17 protein-coding genes are annotated in these 16,550 nt (G+C 69.2%); 10 read left to right on the top strand and 7 right to left on the bottom strand.

The features are described from left to right. Positions 1–73 precede the first annotated feature (73 nt). On the bottom strand, positions 74–1,579 hold the full coding sequence (locus SSPS47_RS08115) for a hypothetical protein (RefSeq protein ID WP_164249836.1): 1,506 nt from the start codon (positions 1,577–1,579) through the stop codon (positions 74–76). Between the two features lie 84 nt (positions 1,580–1,663). Next, positions 1,664–1,876, bottom strand: coding sequence for a hypothetical protein (locus tag SSPS47_RS08110; protein ID WP_164249834.1), 213 nt, complete (start codon positions 1,874–1,876; stop codon positions 1,664–1,666). A 130-nt stretch (positions 1,877–2,006) separates the two neighbouring features. Here SSPS47_RS08110 and SSPS47_RS08105 point away from each other — a divergent pair, with 130 nt between their 5' ends. The 4 genes from SSPS47_RS08105 (at position 2,007) to SSPS47_RS08090 (ending at position 5,696) form a co-directional block, all read left to right on the top strand. Beyond that, positions 2,007–2,981 carry a carbohydrate kinase family protein gene (locus tag SSPS47_RS08105; protein WP_164249833.1) on the top strand — a complete coding sequence of 325 codons (975 nt, stop codon included), beginning with the start codon at positions 2,007–2,009 and terminating at the stop codon, positions 2,979–2,981. Positions 2,982–3,081: 100 nt separating this feature from the next. Next, positions 3,082–3,627, top strand: a complete 546-nt coding sequence (locus tag SSPS47_RS08100; RefSeq protein WP_164249831.1) for an MMPL family transporter — start codon at positions 3,082–3,084, stop codon at positions 3,625–3,627. Positions 3,628–3,740: 113 nt separating this feature from the next. Then, positions 3,741–4,499, top strand: coding sequence for a fructose-bisphosphate aldolase (locus tag SSPS47_RS08095; protein ID WP_164249829.1), 759 nt, complete (start codon positions 3,741–3,743; stop codon positions 4,497–4,499). Positions 4,500–4,580: 81 nt separating this feature from the next. Next, on the top strand, positions 4,581–5,696 hold the full coding sequence (locus SSPS47_RS08090; RefSeq protein ID WP_164249827.1) for a 3-dehydroquinate synthase II: 1,116 nt from the start codon (positions 4,581–4,583) through the stop codon (positions 5,694–5,696). A 90-nt stretch (positions 5,697–5,786) separates the two neighbouring features. Here SSPS47_RS08090 and SSPS47_RS08085 read toward each other — a convergent pair whose 3' ends face one another. From SSPS47_RS08085 to SSPS47_RS08075, 3 genes are all read right to left on the bottom strand, one after another. Further along, positions 5,787–5,969, bottom strand: coding sequence for a hypothetical protein (locus SSPS47_RS08085; RefSeq protein WP_164249825.1), 183 nt, complete (start codon positions 5,967–5,969; stop codon positions 5,787–5,789). Next, positions 5,966–6,346, bottom strand: a complete 381-nt coding sequence (locus SSPS47_RS08080) for a hypothetical protein (RefSeq protein ID WP_164249823.1) — start codon at positions 6,344–6,346, stop codon at positions 5,966–5,968. Before SSPS47_RS08080 ends, SSPS47_RS08085 begins: the two co-directional genes overlap by 4 nt. A 309-nt stretch (positions 6,347–6,655) precedes the next feature. After that, the gene (locus tag SSPS47_RS08075) at positions 6,656–7,627 is read right to left on the bottom strand and encodes a UbiA family prenyltransferase (RefSeq protein WP_343234869.1); all 972 of its coding nucleotides are present in this window, start codon (positions 7,625–7,627) and stop codon (positions 6,656–6,658) included. 230 nt (positions 7,628–7,857) lie between these two features. On the opposite strand from SSPS47_RS08075, the gene SSPS47_RS08070 reads away from it, so the two are divergent. Further along, on the top strand, positions 7,858–8,931 hold the full coding sequence (locus SSPS47_RS08070; protein ID WP_239064808.1) for a polyprenyl synthetase family protein: 1,074 nt from the start codon (positions 7,858–7,860) through the stop codon (positions 8,929–8,931). A gap of 98 nt (positions 8,932–9,029) precedes the next feature. On the opposite strand, the gene SSPS47_RS08065 is transcribed toward SSPS47_RS08070, so the two are convergent. Further along, positions 9,030–10,418 (bottom strand): cysteine desulfurase/sulfurtransferase TusA family protein, encoded by a 1,389-nt coding sequence (locus SSPS47_RS08065; protein WP_164249819.1) that lies wholly within the window; start codon positions 10,416–10,418, stop codon positions 9,030–9,032. A 276-nt stretch (positions 10,419–10,694) separates the two neighbouring features. On the opposite strand from SSPS47_RS08065, the gene coxB reads away from it, so the two are divergent. The 4 genes from coxB to SSPS47_RS08045 all read left to right on the top strand — a co-directional run bounded on the left by coxB (position 10,695) and on the right by SSPS47_RS08045 (position 15,178). Beyond that, positions 10,695–11,657 carry a cytochrome c oxidase subunit II gene (coxB, locus tag SSPS47_RS08060; protein ID WP_147872568.1) on the top strand — a complete coding sequence of 321 codons (963 nt, stop codon included), beginning with the start codon at positions 10,695–10,697 and terminating at the stop codon, positions 11,655–11,657. After that, positions 11,654–13,393, top strand: coding sequence for a cytochrome c oxidase subunit I (gene ctaD, locus SSPS47_RS08055; protein WP_147872566.1), 1,740 nt, complete (start codon positions 11,654–11,656; stop codon positions 13,391–13,393). The genes coxB and ctaD overlap by 4 nt, the downstream gene beginning before the upstream one ends. Then, positions 13,390–13,788 carry a cytochrome c oxidase subunit 4 gene (locus tag SSPS47_RS08050; protein WP_147872564.1) on the top strand — a complete coding sequence of 133 codons (399 nt, stop codon included), beginning with the start codon at positions 13,390–13,392 and terminating at the stop codon, positions 13,786–13,788. The genes ctaD and SSPS47_RS08050 overlap by 4 nt, the downstream gene beginning before the upstream one ends. A gap of 130 nt (positions 13,789–13,918) precedes the next feature. Next, entirely contained in the window at positions 13,919–15,178 is a 1,260-nt protein-coding gene (locus tag SSPS47_RS08045) for an Ig-like domain-containing protein (protein ID WP_164249817.1), read from the top strand. 48 nt (positions 15,179–15,226) lie between these two features. Here the strand turns inward: SSPS47_RS08045 and SSPS47_RS08040 are convergent, their stop codons facing one another. Continuing rightward, positions 15,227–15,628, bottom strand: a complete 402-nt coding sequence (locus tag SSPS47_RS08040) for a hypothetical protein (RefSeq protein ID WP_164249815.1) — start codon at positions 15,626–15,628, stop codon at positions 15,227–15,229. A 228-nt stretch (positions 15,629–15,856) separates the two neighbouring features. Here SSPS47_RS08040 and SSPS47_RS08035 point away from each other — a divergent pair, with 228 nt between their 5' ends. Beyond that, positions 15,857–16,477, top strand: coding sequence for a heme-copper oxidase subunit III (locus tag SSPS47_RS08035; RefSeq protein WP_031231895.1), 621 nt, complete (start codon positions 15,857–15,859; stop codon positions 16,475–16,477). Positions 16,478–16,550 lie beyond the last annotated feature (73 nt).

Here is a 16,550-nt window from a genome sequence, read left to right as displayed (position 1 = left end):
GTCCGCCCCGTAACGGGACAGCGAAAAGGCGGCGGCCCCTCATCAGGGGCCGCCGCCTTTTCGCGTGCGTGGCCTACTTCCTCAGTGGGACGGCGTCCCCGGTGACCGCGTCCACGACCTTCCGGTCGCCGAGCTGCTTGTCCAGCGTCACCTTCTCGGTGAGCGCCTTGGAGATCGCGATGCACACACGGCGCGGCGCGGAGTCGACCACCTCCACCTTCACCACCGACCCGCTCTCTTCCGCCCGCACCGAGTACTCGCCACACGGGGCGCCCCTGAAGCGCACGCTCAGCGTGCTCCCGTCGGCGCTGTACGTCTCGACCGGGAATCCCGGTTCGTCGCTGTCCTGGCGGACCGCGCCGTCGTCGTTGCCCGGGCCCGCGTCCGTGCCGTCACCGCTCCCGCCGCCCCGCGTCAGATACTCGGGAAGCACCGCCGTCCGGGTGACGAACGACGCCGGACCGTCCCCGGCGCCCGCCACCTCGAACCACCACGACGGTACGAGCGCGGCCCGTCCCTCCACCTGACGCGACGCCAGTCCGAAAACCGCCTTGCCCACGGGTACCTGCGTGGGCTTCACGCCCGTGCCTCCCGGCTCGCACGGCGCCGCCGGCTCGCGGCCGTCCTTCTGGGGCACCGCGGACGCGCAGCCGCCGATCCCGCTCGTGCCCCGGTCGCCCGCCGCCCCGTTCAGCAGCTTCAGCGCCTCGACGGCGCTCACCACCGGATACTCGGCGCCCTTTGCCGGCTCCTTCAACTTCCCGCTGCCGGCGACCACTTGGCCGTCCGCACCGATCTGGATACCGGTCGACCAGCCGTACGTCGGCAGCCCCGCGACCACGGGAGCGGCGTTCACCACCCGTACGGCGCCCATCAGCTGGCCCGCGTCGAGCGCGGCGTCCTCCTGGCCCAGCGCCTTCAGCACGGGCGCCGCGGCCTTCTTCGCGGCCCGCTCGCTCACCGGGCCCGCCCCGTCGCCGGGCACGACGGGGTTGCTCCCGCCTCCGTCGCCGCTCGGGCACTCCTTGCCCTTGAGGCAGTCGTCACCGCCGGGCGCGGGCCCGAAGCGGCCGAACGTCCAGTCGCCGGGCGCCTGTTGGTCGACAGTGAGCAGCGGCCCCGAACCGTCCTTGTGGCCGCCGACCTTCCAGGCCGTACCGGAGCGTTCCGGTGTGCCGGACACCCCCAGGGCCTTGGCGAGACGCGCCACGTCGGCCGCGGCGACGGATCCTTCGGGACGGTGCACGGCGGCCGAATCGGGCCCCTCGGGCAGCGTGCCCGAGGCGCGGTACTCGACTCCGTACGGACTCGGCTCACCGGGCGCGATCCCGAGGCCGGGATTCCTTCCCGCCCCACCGCCCGCGTCCGCGCCGAGCGCCAGCGGCGGCGGATCGAGGTCCCCCGCGCCGCGCGCGGCGGACTTGCCGTCACCGCCGCCCTCCGACGAGGTGGTGGCGAAGTAGGCGCCGCCACCGCCGGCGAGCAGGACTGCCGCCACCACCGACACGACGGCGAAGGGGGAGCGCCGCCACCCGTTACGTTCGCCGTCGCCGTCCTGAGGTCGTTCCGTACTCGTCATCGTCTGCTCCTTCGACCGGATCACCCTGCCGGGCCGGGACAGCGGTGGGACGGTCGGCGCGAGCGCGCGGTTCCCCCGGGGGGACTAGTCCCCGTACTCCGACATGCCGTCGATCAGCCGGGCCGAGGCCGACGGGACCGTGACGCCATGGATGAGCGACGGGGGGACGGGGACCGGAGCGGCGGTGGCCGGCCTCACCCAGTGCGGCGCCATCCGGGCGCAGTCGCCGCGCAGCTCGGCCAGGCTGGTGTCGGACTCACGTACGGAGCGCTCGCGGGGGACGGTGTGGTTCCTCATGTACGCACCGTAAGCACGGACCGGTTGAGAGAAAAGCCCTACTATCGGGTAGTTCTGCTCCGTCGTGGCGCGAGTGCCGACCAGATAGCGTGAGCTGTCCATTGTTCTCCTCCACAGGAGCAGTCACGCCGTGAGAATCGCAGTCACCGGCTCCATCGCCACTGACCACCTCATGACCTTCCCCGGTCGCTTCGCCGACCAGTTGGTCGGGGACCAGCTGCACACGGTCTCGCTTTCCTTCCTCGTAGACAACCTCGACGTACGCAGAGGCGGTGTCGGCGCCAACATCTGCTTCGGCATGGGCCAGCTCGGCACCGCGCCGATCCTGGTCGGCGCCGTCGGCCCCGACTTCGACGAGTACCGCGCCTGGCTCGACCGACACGGTGTCGACACCGCGTCCGTCCGGGTCTCCGAAGTGCTGCACACCGCGCGCTTCGTGTGTACGACCGACGCCGACCACAACCAGATCGGCTCCTTCTACACCGGCGCCATGAGCGAGGCCCGGCAGATCGAGCTGAAGTCGGTGGCCGACCGGGTCGGCGGCCTCGACCTGGTGCTCATCGGCGCCGACGACCCCGAGGCGATGCTCCGTCACACCGAGGAGTGCCGCACCAGGTCCATCCCGTTCGCCGCGGACTTCTCGCAGCAGATCGCGCGGATGGAGGGCGATGAGATCAGGCTGCTGCTCGACGGCGCCACGTACCTGTTCTCCAACGAGTACGAGAAGGGGCTCATCGAGTCCAAGACCGGCTGGACCGACGCCGAGATCCTCTCCCGGGTCGGCCACCGGGTCACCACGCTCGGCTCCCGCGGTGTCCGGATCGAGCGGGTCGGCGACGACCCGATCGAGGTCGGCTGTGCGGAGGAGACGGCCAAGGTCGACCCGACCGGTGTCGGTGACGCCTTCCGCGCCGGCTTCCTGTCCGGGCTGTCGTGGGGAGTCGGCCTGGAGCGGGCCGCGCAGGTCGGCTGCATGGTCGCGACCCTGGTCATCGAGACACTCGGCACCCAGGAGTACACGCTGCGCCGGAACAACTTCATGGACCGCTTCACCAAGGCGTACGGCGACGAAGCGGCCACCGAGGTCCGCGCGCACCTGAGGTAGGGGCCGCCGCCCCGACGCGCCGCCAACCGGACCCCGGTGGGCGGCGCGGTTCTTCCGCCCGTACACACCCCGGCTCACCGAGTGACTCACGTCACACCCGGTGGCGACCTTCGGGGCGCTGGTGTGGATCTTCCAGGACGGTCATCTCGCGGGTCTGCTCGGCGGATTCACCGTCACGGGGGACATCGCGGCCACGGTGCCCGTGATGCTCTTCGCGCTGTCCTTCGGCCTGGCCATGGACTACCAGATCTTCCTGCTGGCCAGGATCAGGGAGGAGTACGAGATCACCGGGGACGGGAGCGCGGCGGTCGCCCGCGGCCTGGAGCGCATCGGACGGATCGTCACCGCCGCGGCGGTGCTGATCTCCGTGGTGTTCCTCGCCTTCGCCGTCTCGGACATCACGCTGTCCAAGGCGTACGGCATCGGCCTGCCGCTGGCCGTCCTGATGGACGCGACCCTGATCCGCGGACTGCTGCTGCCCGCGCTGATGCGGCTCGGCGGGCGCGCCACCTGGCGTGCACCCGCCCCGTTGCGGCGCGTGCACGCCAGGTTCGGCCTGAAGGAGTACGACGGCGCGCCGGACGCCGAACACCTTGTGCCGGTGACCGCGGCACGCGAGGGCGTGTCCGCACCCGACCGTATGTGAGTTGTCCGTAGCAACCGAACCGACCGGCCGCCCGCAGGGGCCGGCTCCGGCGCCGTCCGCGCCCGAGCCGGCCCCTGCGTCGTGCCGGAGACCAGCGAGGGAGAGGTAGGGCAGTGACAGCGGTGAACGGAAAAGAACGACGGCTGCGTCGGCTGATCGCGGAGGACGGCAGAACGCTGCTCGTGGCGCTCGACCACTCGGTGACCACGGGTGTCGTCGGCGGACTGACCAACATGGGCTCCGTCATGCGCTCCGTGGTCAGTGGTGGCGCGGACGGCATCGTCGCGCACCGGGGATCGGCCGCCCGGGAGATGCCCGTGCAGCGGGACACGGCGATGATCGTGCACCTGTCGGGCAACACCGCGCTCAGCCCGCAGTCCGAACTCAAGGCCACGGTCTGCGAACCGGAGACCGCCGCCGCGATGGGCGCGGACGCCGTGTCGGCGCACATCACCCTCGGCTGCGGCCACCGGGAGGACCGCGACGCGCTCGTGGGGCTCGGCGCCGTCGCCCGCTCCTGCGACCGGCTCGGCATGCCGCTGCTGGTGATGACGTACATCAGGACCGAGGCGACGGACATCGGCCCCGATGTGCTGCACGCCTCGCGGATCGCGGCCGAGCTGGGCGCGGACATCGTCAAGGCGGCCCACCCCGGCGAGCAGTACCTCACCGATCTGGCCGCCCAGGTGCCGGTGCCCGTGGTGATCGCCGGCGGCGGCCCGGACGGCTCCTGGGACGCCTTCCTCAACTCCGCCAAGAACGCGATCGGCGCGGGCATCGCCGGTCTCTGCGTCGGCCGCCGGGTGTTCGGCAGCGTCGACCCCGCGCGGGCCACGGCCGAACTCCGCGGTGTCGTGCACGGCTCCGGCTGAGCCAGGGCACGCGTCACCCTCCCGCACCCCTGAGCCGTCAGCGCTCTCGCAACCCTCGGAACCTCTCAGAACGGATGGCACGTGGACACGGAACAGGAACTCTGGGCGGACGTCACGGGACTCGGCCCCGACGACACGGCGGCGGCCCTCGCACACGCGCGGTCCTCCGCCGCGACGACGGTCCTGCTGCGCCCCGACCAGCTCGACGGCTGGGAACCGCTTGAGCGGATCACCCTGGCCGCCCTGGTGGACGCGGACAACGCCCCCGCCGCACTGGACGACCAGCGGGTGGGCATTTTGCTGGTGGAGGCACCGGCGCAGCTCGACACCGTCCGGGCCCTCGCCGGTGGCCGGCCGGTCGGCGTGCGCTGCGAGATCGTCGACGGCGACACCATGAACGTGGCGGCCGACCTCTGCGGCAGGGCCGATGTGCTGGTGGCGGCCTTCATCGACGAGACCAACATCCCGCTGGAGCTGCTGCTGGCCCGCGCCCAGGACGGCACGACGCGGGTGCTGAAGGAACTGCTCAGCTCGGCCGAGACGGCCAGCGTCGCCGGTGTGCTGGAGAGCGGGCCCGCCGGCCTGGTCGTCCGCGGTGACCAACTCGCCGACATCGACCGGGTGGGCGAGGCGCTGCGGCTGCGCCGGCAGGTCCGCAAGGACCTCGTGCCGCTGGAGGTCGTACGCGCGGAACCGATCGGCATGGGCTACCGGGGCTGTGTCGACACGGCCACGCTGTTCGGCGAGGACGAGGGCATGATCGTCGGCTCGACGTCCTCCGGCGGCATCCTGGTCTGCGCGGAGGTGCACTACCTGCCGTACATGAACCTCCGCCCGTTCCGGGTGAACGCCGGTGCCGTGCACAGCTACGTCTTCGGGGCGGACACCACCGCGTACATCACCGACCTCGCCGCCGGGGAGCGTTCGCACGCCGTCTCGGCGGACGGCACGTTCCGCGAGGTCGTGGTCGGCCGGGTGAAGGTCGAACTCCGTCCGCTGCGGCTCATCGAGGCCACGTACGGGGACGTCAAGGTCAACGTCTTCCTCCAGGACGACTGGCACGTGCGGGTGATGAGCGCCGAGGGCAAACCGCTCAACCTCACCGACGTAGTGCCGGGCACCGAGCTCCTCGGCCACGTCACCGAGCCCGGACGGCACGTCGGGATCAAGGTGGCCGAGCGGATCAGCGAGTTCTGACGGACCCCCGGCACCCGGAGGACCGTGGAGCCCGGCCCGTCGCAGGGCCGGGCCACCCGCTCCAGGAGGGGTGGTCCGGCCCCGCGGTGCTCAGCGGTCCGGCCCCTTCGCGATCACGGTCAGTTCCGCGATGTCGAACTCGGCCCGGCCGGGAGTGCCGTAGCGGGTGAGCTTCCCCCTGCGTACCCACTGTCGGATCGTCGCTTCCGGAACACCCACGGCGAGCGCGGCCGCTTTCGTCGGAACGCGCCGGTGGCGTGGCGGCCTGGTCACGCGCTGACCCCCTTCTTCTGCTCGATACGGCTCTGGAGAAGGAACCATTCGTGAACCTCCCAGGAATGCCCGGCGGCGCAGCTGATACTGCGGGAATTCAAGATTCGCCGGCCCGGTGCCGCGGCGGTGATGATTTCCGCGCAGTCGGGTTCGACGCACCGGCCCAGCGTGATGAGCCGGGCCTCCGGTGCCGGATCGATCGTCCGGCGCGCCTCCGTCGTCAGATTCTCGATCTCGTCCGCGAAGACCACGGCCTCGGTGGACGTGGCGAGCCAGTGCAGATGGGTGAGGAGAAAGTGCGTCAGGCGCCGCACGGAGGAGCCGGGTGCGGGTGTGCCTTTCTCTTCGGCGACACTGCTCGACCATGCGATGAGCACACCGGATATGTTGCTGCGTGTCTCGATGGCCGAATCATTGAGAGGGGACACGTCTCGGCTTCCCGCCACTCGTTGCCGAGCCGGGTTCCGGGGACCCCCGAAAACATGGTCGACGCACTCCTCGTGCAGAGCGGGAAGGCTGGTGAGATTTCTTTCCGTCTGTCGTAGACAGGGTGCGCACAGCCGGAGCCCTGCCATCGACTCCGTCTCCACCATATGGTCTCGCTCGCACAGTGGTCCGGTCATTGTCTTTCCCCCAAGTGAATGAACCGAATTCGCCGTGGTGTTCTGGATTCCCGGCCGCCGCGGCTACCGGTGAAGGGCGAAGAACGTCGGTACGGCGATGCCGGCGAACCCGAGGTTGTACGCGATGAGTCCGAGCTTCCTGGCCCGGAGCCACTGGCCTCTGACCGGCCCGTGATAGAGCTGCGCCGCGTGCAGGACGGTGGCGGGAAGCGCGGTGAGGAGCAGCCACCCCGGCCATCCGCCGGTCATCGCGAGCGCGGTGAGCAGACCGGCCGAGAGCAGGAAGAACGAGGCCATGGCCGCGTTCTGGACGGTTCTGCCCGTGGTCACGGCCAAGGTGCGCCGGCCCGCCATCCGGTCGCCCGCCACGTCGTTGACGTTGGAGTAGCTGCTGACCATGACCAGCCAGAGGCCGAGCAGGAGGGCCTGGGCGACGGCCGGCCAGGTCCAGTCGCGGTTCACCGCGAGGAAGGGCGCGAGCAGCCCCGCGGCGGTGGAGAAGCAGAGCAGCGTCTCGCCGCCGCCGCGCCGGTAGCTCACCCTCAGGCCCACCGAGTACTGGACGCTGAAGGCGAATCCCAGAAGATAGAGGGCATAGGCGCTGAAGGGAGCGTCCCAGTCGAGCGCCCAGAATGCCGCCGCCCCGGCCGGTACGGCCAGGAAGCCTGATCCGACGGCGAAGGTGAGAGCCTGTCTCTCGGTGACGGCGCCGGTCAGCAGCGGCTTCGCGTGAATGTCGCGCAGCTGCTCGTCCGACTGGTAGTTCATCAGGTCGCTGCCATTTCTGAATCCTGCTATGTCGTCGCTGGCGCACGCACACGCGACAATGGCGACCGAGCCCAGTAGGAAGAGGAGCATCGCGGTCGTGGCACCCGGTCGTTGCAGCGCTTCCGGGCTGAGCAGCAGCCATGCGAGAGCGAGACCGAAGTAGTGCTGGAAAACGCGGATCTTCGAAAGGCGAAGTAATCCGCGGAGGACGATTGTTCTGGATGTCTTGGATGCTGCCCCAGATATTTGGGCAGGCTTTGTTTCCATGCGGACCCCCCGGTTCCGCGTTGACCCGATAACGAACTCGGGACAATAGGGCCACGATCCTCCCATGAGTGCTTGGGCTTGTCAACGACTTTGTCTCCCGAGGGAGTTGTGACCTGTTGGTGAATGTGTGTGGCGGTACGTCCATCTTGAGGTGCTGGATTACTGGACCGTAATTCAAGTTTCCCTCAAGGAAGATTTTAGTAATTCCGATAGAGCCCCAGGAGACACGTGTGACCACCGAAGTGACCGCCCGGTCCGACAACGGCGTGCTGACGGCGGACTCCGCGCGCCGCACCACGCGCCACCTGCTGGAGCGGGTGGAACACCGCCTGCGCGACTTCCTCACGGCCGAGAACGAGATCTGGACGGCCGTCGACAAGCGCGCCCCGGTCCCCGTCGGGGCGGTGGCCGACCTGATCGACTCCGGCGGCAAGCGGCTGCGCCCCGCCTTCTGCGTCATGGGATACCTCGCGGCGGGCGGCGCCCCGGACGCGCCCGGAGTCGTACCGGCCGCCGCCGCGCTGGAGATGCTGCACGCCTGCGCCCTCATCCACGACGACGTCATGGACGCGGCCGGACAGCGTCGCGGCGCGCCCACCGTCCATATGAAGCACTCGGCCGAGCACAGGGAGCGCGGCTGGCAGGGCGAGGCCCGCCGATTCGGCGAGAGCGTGGCGATCCTCGCCGGTGACCTGGCGCTCATCTACTCCGACCGGCTGATGGCCGAGGCGCCTCCCGCGCTCGTCCCCGTCTGGAGCGAACTGCGCGCGGAGCTGATCATCGGTCAGTACATGGACGTCGCGTCGGCGGCCGAATTCTCCGTCGACCCGGAACTCTCCCGCTGGATCGCGCTCGCCAAGTCCGGCCGCTACACCATTCACCGGCCCCTCGTCGTCGGCGCCACCCTCGCCGGGGCCACCGGACTCGCCGCGGCCTTCGAGGAGTACGGAGGCGCGGTCGGCGAGGCGTTCCAGCTCCGCGACGACCTGCTGGGCGCGTTCGGGGACCCCACCGAGACGGGCAAGCCCGCCGGACTCGACTTCTCCCAGCACAAGATGACGCTGCTGCTCGGCTGGGCCATGCAGCGTGACGAGCGGGTCCGCGACCTGGTCACCACCCCCGGACACGACGCGGACGAACTGCGCGACCTGCTCGTCGCGACGGGCGTCCCGGACGACGTGGAGAAGCACATCGACGAACTCGTCCAACGTGGCCGCGCGGCGCTCGACGCCGCGCCCATGGACCAGGTCTGGCGCGACGAACTCGGCGCCATGGCCCTGCGCGTCGCCTACCGGAAGACCTGAGTCGTACGCGCGCGGGCGCACGGAGACAATACGCCGGACATGACGGGAACGGATGAGCGAGGAGCGGGAGGAGAGGGAGTACCCGTACGGCCGGCGGTTCAGACGAGGCGGCGCACCAGGAACGCGGTGCCGCTCCGGCCGCCGTACTCGTGTCCGCGCATCTCGCACCAGGCCGGGATGTCCAGGCGGGCGGCCTCGTCGTCGGACAGGACGGTCACCGTGCCGCCCACCGGTACGTCCCCGATCACCTTGGCCAGCTCGATCACCGGGATCGGGCACAGCCTGCCGAGCGCGTCCACGACCACCGACGCCGCGTCCGGCGCCGTTTCGCCGCCGCCCTCCCGCGCCGTCGCCGGAACGCCCAGCCGCTCCCGTACGCCCGCGACCACCCCCGGCAGCACCTCAAGGAACCGCTCCACCTCCGCCTCGGCCGTACCGGAGGGCAGCGAGATCCTGACATTGCCCTCCGAGAGCACCCCCATCGCCCGCAGCACATGGCTGGGGGTCAGTGTGCTGCTCGTGCAGGACGAACCCGACGACACGGAAAACTCCGCCCGGTCCAGTTCGTGCAGCAGAGTCTCCCCGTCGACATAGAGACAGGAGAAGGTGACGAGATGCGGGAGTCTGTGCACCGGATCGCCCACCACCTCGACATCGGGCACCGACTCGGGCACCCGCGCCCGGATCCGGTCCACCAGCACCCGCAGCCGGGCCGCCTCCCGCTCCGCCTCCGACCGCACCGCCCGCAGTGACGCGGCGGCGGCGACGATCGCCGGCAGATTCCCGAAACCGGGTACGCGCCCCGACTCCCGCTCGTCCACCGGGCCTTGGGGAGCGAACCGCACGCCCTTGCGTACGGCGAGCAGCCCCACCCCGGCGGGCCCGCCCCATTTGTGCGCGCTCGCGGTCAGCAGCGACCACGCCCCGTCCACCGGACCCCACCCCAGCGACTGCGCGGCGTCCACCAGCAGCGGCACCCCGGCCGCCCGGCACGCCTCGGCGACGGCCTCGACCGGTTGCACGGTGCCGACCTCGTGGTTGGCCGACTGGAGGCAGGCGAGCGCCGTGTCGGGGCGCAGGGCCGCCGCGTACGCCGACGGGGACACCGCCCCCGTCCGGTCCACCGGGACCTCCGTCACCGCCGGACCGTCCCCTTCGACGACCCGCGTGTGGGCGGCATGAAGCACCGACGAGTGTTCGACCGCCGAGACCACCGCATGGGCGCCGACACGCCGACGGCCCGCGAGCGATCCGGCGATGCCGGAGTGGACCGCGTACGTCCCCGAAGGAGTGAAGACCAGTTCGTCGGGTCGGCACCCGACGGCCTCGGCGGCGGCCTCGCGCGCGGCGTCCAGCAGCAGCCTGGCCCGCCGCCCCTCCCGGTACAGCCTGGCCGGATCGGCCCAGCCCTCGTCCAGGGCGGCGCGCAGGGCCTCAAGTGCGACGGGGTGCAGCGGTGCGGAGGACGCGGAGTCGAAGTAGGCCACGCCACCACGCTAAGCCTTGCCCGGACCCCCCGGACGGCGCCCCCGATCGCCGGGGCGACGACAGCGGCCGAAGGGGGAGTCGGAAGTGTCCGGAGCCGGCGGTTCCACCCCTTCGGGGCCCCGGGCGGCGCGTTGGGCACCCTCCATGCGCGACCCCAAATTGCGTCCAGTAGGGTTTGGTCCGCATAAACATCCAAACCCCTGCCCGCGTCGGGCCGGCGCCGACCGTGACGGCCGCAGCCGGCTGTGCGGGCGAGACTCTCGGGAAGGCGCTACGTGAGTCCCAACGGCTCCGACCGCTCGTCGCGGCGCCCGATGCGGCGGAAGCTGCCGCAGGTGCTGACTGCGGGCCTGATCCTCGCGACCGCCTCCGGTTGCACGTACAAGGATTTCCCCCGCCTCGGAATGCCCACTCCGGTGACCGAGGAGGCCCCCAGAATCCTCTCCCTCTGGCAGGGCTCGTGGGCGGCAGCGCTCGTCACGGGCATCCTGGTGTGGGGGCTGATCGTGTGGAGCGTCATCTTCCACCGGCGCAGCCGCACCAAGGTGGAGGTTCCTCCACAGACCCGTTACAACATGCCCATCGAGGCCCTGTACACGGTCGTTCCGCTCATCATCGTCTCGGTGCTCTTCTACTTCACCGCGCGTGACGAGTCGAAGCTCCTGTCTCTCGACGACAAGCCCACCCACACCGTGAACGTGGTGGGCTACCAGTGGAGCTGGGGCTTCAACTACGTGGAGAACGTGGACGGCGACGCCGCCACGGGCACCGGGGTTCCCAAGGAACTCGGTGACATCCCGCAGAAGTTCCAGGACGACTTCCCGGCCGGCGCCGAAGGCGTCTACGACGCCGGAATCCCGGGCACGCGCAATCCCCAGAACGGCAACCCGGGTCCGACCCTGTGGCTGCCGAAGGGCGAGAAGGTCCGGTTCGTGCTGACGTCCCGTGACGTCATCCACTCCTTCTGGGTCGTGCCGTTCCTGATGAAGCAGGACGTCATTCCGGGGCACACCAACGCCTTCGAGGTGACCCCCAACCGGGAGGGCACCTTCATGGGCAAGTGCGCCGAACTCTGCGGCGTGGACCACTCCCGGATGCTCTTCAACGTCAAGGTCGTCTCCCCGGAGCGCTACCAGCAGCACCTGAAGGAGCTGGCCGAGAAGGGGCAGACCGGCTACATCCCGTCGGGCATCGGACTGACGGACCCGGCCAGGAATGCGGAGAAGAAACAACTGTGAGCATCCTCAACGAACCCAAGGGTGCCGCCGCAGCAGCTGACGACTCGTACGAGAACGAGCTGCCGGTACGGCGCAAGCAGCCCGGCGCTGTCGTCGTCAAGTGGCTGACCACCACCGATCACAAGACGATCGGCACGCTCTATCTGGTCACGTCGTTCGTCTTCTTCTGCATCGGTGGTGTGCTCGCGCTCTTCATGCGCGCCGAGCTGGCCCGTCCCGGCACGCAGATCATGTCGAACGAGCAGTTCAACCAGGCGTTCACGATGCACGGCACGATCATGCTGCTGATGTTCGCGACGCCGCTGTTCGCCGGATTCGCGAACTGGATCATGCCGCTCCAGATCGGCGCGCCCGACGTGGCGTTCCCGCGGCTGAACATGTTCGCCTACTGGCTCTACCTGTTCGGCTCGATCATCGCGGTGGCCGGTTTCATCACCCCGCAGGGCGCGGCCGACTTCGGCTGGTTCGCGTACTCCCCGCTGTCGGACGCGGTCCGTTCGCCGGGCATCGGCGCCGACCTGTGGATCATGGGCCTGGCCTTCTCCGGCTTCGGCACGATCCTCGGTTCGGTCAACTTCATCACCACGATCATCTGCATGCGCGCGCCCGGCATGACGATGTTCCGGATGCCGATCTTCTGCTGGAACGTGCTGCTGACCGGTGTGCTGGTCCTGCTCGCCTTCCCGGTGCTGGCCGCCGCGCTCTTCGCGCTGGAGGCCGACCGGAAGTTCGGTGCGCACATCTTCGACGCCGCGAACGGCGGCGCCCTGCTCTGGCAGCACCTGTTCTGGTTCTTCGGGCATCCAGAGGTGTACATCATCGCCCTGCCGTTCTTCGGGATCGTCTCCGAGATCATTCCGGTGTTCAGCCGGAAGCCGATGTTCGGTTACATCGGTCTGGTCGCGGCGACGATCGCCATCGCCGGCCTCTCGGTGACGGTGTGGGCGCACCACATGTATGTGACGGGCGGTGTACTACTACCGTTCTTCTCGTTCATGACATTCCTGATCGCGGTGCCAACGGGTGTGAAGTTCTTCAACTGGATCGGCACGATGTGGAAGGGGTCGCTGTCCTTCGAGACACCGATGCTCTGGACCATCGGCTTCCTGGTCACCTTCACCTTCGGTGGCCTGACGGGCGTCATCCTGGCCTCGCCGCCGATGGACTTCCACGTCTCCGACTCGTACTTCGTCGTCGCGCACTTCCACTACGTCGTCTTCGGCACGGTGGTGTTCGCGATGTTCGCCGGCTTCCACTTCTGGTGGCCGAAGATGACGGGCAAGATGCTCGACGAACGGCTCGGGAAGATCACCTTCTGGACGCTGTTCATCGGATTCCACGGCACGTTCCTGGTCCAGCACTGGCTGGGCGCGGAGGGCATGCCGCGCCGTTACGCGGACTATCTGGCCGCCGACGGCTTCACCGCGCTGAACACCATCTCGACGATCAGCTCGTTCCTGCTGGGCCTGTCGGTCCTGCCGTTCTTCTACAACGTCTGGAAAACGGCCAAGTACGGGAAGAAGGTCGAGGTGGACGACCCGTGGGGCTACGGCCGTTCACTCGAATGGGCGACTTCGTGCCCGCCCCCGCGGCACAACTTCACCACGCTGCCGCGCATCCGCTCCGAATCCCCGGCGTTCGACCTGCACCACCCGGAGATCGCGGCGCTCGAACACCTTGAGAACGACGGACAGAAGGACGCCGCTCTGCTCGGTGGCAAGGAGGTCGGCAAGTGAAGGTCCAAGGCTGGATGTTCCTCTGGCTGAGCCTCTTCATCCTCGTCGTCGCCGCTGTCTACGGCGTCTGGTCGAAGGAGCCGGTCGGCACCACCGCACTCTTCCTGGCCTTCGGCCTGAGTCTCATGATCGGCTTCTACCTGGCCTTCACGGCCCGGCGGGTCGACGCGATGGCGCAGGACAACAAGGAGGCCGACGTCGCGGACGAGGCCGGCGAGGTCGGATTCTTCTCCCCGCACAGCTGGCAGCCGCTCTCCCTGGCCATCGGCGGAGCGCTCGCGTTCCTCTCCGTGGCCATCGGCTGGTGGCTGCTGTTCTTCTCCTTCCCGATCATCCTGATCGGCCTGTGGGGCTGGGTCTTCGAGTACTACACGGGTGAGAACCAGAACCAGTAGGCACAACGGCCGCGACGTGCCGTTACGCGGGACAAGGGCCCGGATCTTCCTCACCCCTGAGGAGGATCCGGGCCCCTCGTTTGCAGTCACACAGCGCGCCGTAACCGGATAATCTTCTTAACGTGTGCTTATGAACCACAAGCCGCGCTTTCGCACCGTTCTCGGCTGCACGCTGCTGGTCCTGTCCGTGGGGGCCGTGGCGACCGGCTGTGGCGATACGGATCGCCACCCGCTGTCCGGCAAGCCCTACGACGCAGCCGACCAGGTCTCCCTCAACGCGCCCAAGGGCGACGCCAAGGCGAACCCCGACAAGCCGCTGGAAGTCGTCGCCAAGGGCGGCGACGGGCGGATCACCGATGTGACCGTCACCGACAAGGCCGGCCACCACCTCGCGGGCGAGCTGGCCGCGGACGGCGCCCGCTGGCACTCCACGGCCCCACTGGCCGCCGGTGCGCGCTACACCGTCAAGGTCTCCACGGAGGACGAGGACGGCGCTCCCGGCAGCCGTACGCTCGACTTCGAGACGTCCTCGGTGCAACGCAACCTGAACGTCAAGTTCGGCCCGCAGGCGGGCAAGTACGGCGTCGGCCAGCCCATCACCGCGGAGCTGAGCGCGCCCGTCAAGGAGAAAGAGGCCAGGGCCGTCGTCGAACGCGGTCTCAAGGTCCGCTCCAGCCCCGCCGCCGAGGGCTCCTGGTACTGGGTCGACGACAAGAAGCTGCACTTCCGGCCCAAGGAGTACTGGCCCGCCAACGCGACCGTGAGCGTCACCAGCACCCTCGACGGCATAAAGGTCGGCAACAAGCTGTACGGCGGCCCGGTGAAGCCCCTCAAGATCACCACGGGCGACCGCCTCGAAGCCGTCGCCGACGCCGGCACGCACCACATGACGGTCCTGCGCAACGGCGAGGAGATCAGAACCATCCCGGTGACCACCGGCAAGCCCGGCTTCTCGACCCGTAACGGCACCAAGGTCGTGCTGGAGAAGCAGCAGTTCGTACGGATGCGGGGCACCAGCGTCGGCATCGCGGCCGGCAGCAGCGAGTCGTACGACCTGCCCGTCTACTGGGCGACGCGGGTCACCTGGAGCGGTGAGTACGTGCACGCCGCCCCGTGGTCCGTCGGCTCACAGGGGTCCGCGAACGTCAGCCACGGCTGTGTCGGCATGTCGACCGACAACGCCGAGTGGTTCTTCGGCACCGTCCGCCAGGGCGACATCGTCAAGGTCGTCAACAGCGGCGGCGAGGACATGGACCCGTTCGGCAACGGCTTCGGCGACTGGAACCTGGACTGGGCCAAGTGGCGCCAGGGCAGCGCACTGGTCGGCGGCACCGGGGCCGGGGACGGCACCGGCCCGGTCGAGGCGGCCCGGCTGCGCCCGCAGGTCTGACACACGCGACGCGGGGGCCGGGCGACCGGCCCCCTGCCGGTGGAACCGTCAGGCTTCCACGGCGAGCCTGGTGCGCAGCAGCGCCGCCAGGGCGTCGGGGAAGCCGACCGGGTCCACCGGCAGCGTCACGGCGGACTCCGCGCGGCTCCAGGTGGCCAGCCAGGCGTCCTGCGGGCGGCCCATCAGGAGCAGCACCGGCGGGGAATTGAAGATCTCGTCCTTGATCTGCCGGCACAGGCCCATGCCGCCGACGGGCGTGGCCTCACCGTCGAACACACAGGCGTCCACGCCGCCCCTGTCGAGCTGCTTCAGCACGGCGGGCATCGTGGCGCACTCGATGTACTCGACCGGCGGCAGATCGGCGGCCGGCCTGCGTCCCGCGGCCGTCCGCACCTGCTCGCGGGTGCTCGCGTTGTCGCTGTAGACCAGGACCGTGGCAGTCGGCTGCATTGTTCCTCCGTGACATCCGTCGTGACATCCGCACATCCGCGTCTGCGAGGGCTTCAGAGCCTGGGCGCCGAGACCCGCTGCGCGGATGCTACTCCGTCGCACACCATGTCAGCACGGGTCCCGGCCCGCCCGCGATGGGCCGTTCGGTCCCTCTCCGGGTCCCGTCCGAAGTGGCTGACACTCCGAATGGGACCCCCGGGAGTGAGGGCGGGATAAGCGACCGACATAATGTCGGTCGTGGCGACAGCAACGACAGTAGAAACCGGGCACGCGCACCCGACGGTCAATCGGCCGAACCTCACCAGTGTCGGAACGATCATCTGGTTGAGCTCCGAGCTGATGTTCTTCGCGGCCCTCTTCGCGATGTACTTCACCCTGCGGTCGGTGACAGGGGATGCGTTCTGGTCGGAGAAGGCCGATTCGCTGAACATCCCGTTCTCCGCGGTGAACACCACGATCCTGGTGCTCTCCTCACTCACCTGCCAGCTCGGCGTCTTCGCCGCCGAGCGGGGCGATGTGAAGAAGCTCCGCTCGTGGTTCGTGATCACGTTCGTGATGGGTGCGGTCTTCATCGGCGGTCAGATCTTCGAGTACACGGAGCTCGTGAAGCACGAGGGCCTCTCGCTCTCGTCCGACGCGTACGGCTCCGCGTTCTATCTGACCACCGGCTTCCATGGTCTGCACGTGACAGGCGGTCTCATCGCCTTCCTGCTGGTTCTCGGCAGAACGTACGCGGCCAAGAGGTTCACCCACGAGCAGGCAACCGCCGCCATCGTCGTGTCCTATTACTGGCACTTCGTCGATGTCGTCTGGATCGGCCTCTTCGCCACGATCTATCTGATCAAGTAGCGGGCCACGCGCCCGACGCGCTCGCGCACAGTCCAGAAGCACCGACGCAGAAGATCCTGACACCGGGGTAATC

The sequence above is a fragment of the Streptomyces sp. S4.7 genome, from assembly GCF_010384365.1.
Taxonomy (GTDB): domain Bacteria; phylum Actinomycetota; class Actinomycetes; order Streptomycetales; family Streptomycetaceae; genus Streptomyces.
Note: the sequence above shows the minus strand (reverse complement) of the source record. Positions and strands in the feature narration are given on the sequence as shown.

Excerpts from the sequence above, each read along its gene's own strand:
- SSPS47_RS08115 (WP_164249836.1), bottom strand. The coding sequence starts at position 1,579 with ATGACGAGTACGGAACGACCTCAGGACGGCGACGGCGAACGTAACGGG.
- SSPS47_RS08110 (WP_164249834.1), bottom strand. The coding sequence starts at position 1,876 with ATGAGGAACCACACCGTCCCCCGCGAGCGCTCCGTACGTGAGTCCGAC.
- SSPS47_RS08075 (WP_343234869.1), bottom strand. The coding sequence starts at position 7,627 with ATGGAAACAAAGCCTGCCCAAATATCTGGGGCAGCATCCAAGACATCC.
- SSPS47_RS08045 (WP_164249817.1), top strand. The coding sequence starts at position 13,919 with ATGAACCACAAGCCGCGCTTTCGCACCGTTCTCGGCTGCACGCTGCTG.
- SSPS47_RS08040 (WP_164249815.1), bottom strand. The coding sequence starts at position 15,628 with ATGCAGCCGACTGCCACGGTCCTGGTCTACAGCGACAACGCGAGCACC.
- SSPS47_RS08035 (WP_031231895.1), top strand. The coding sequence starts at position 15,857 with ATGTCGGTCGTGGCGACAGCAACGACAGTAGAAACCGGGCACGCGCAC.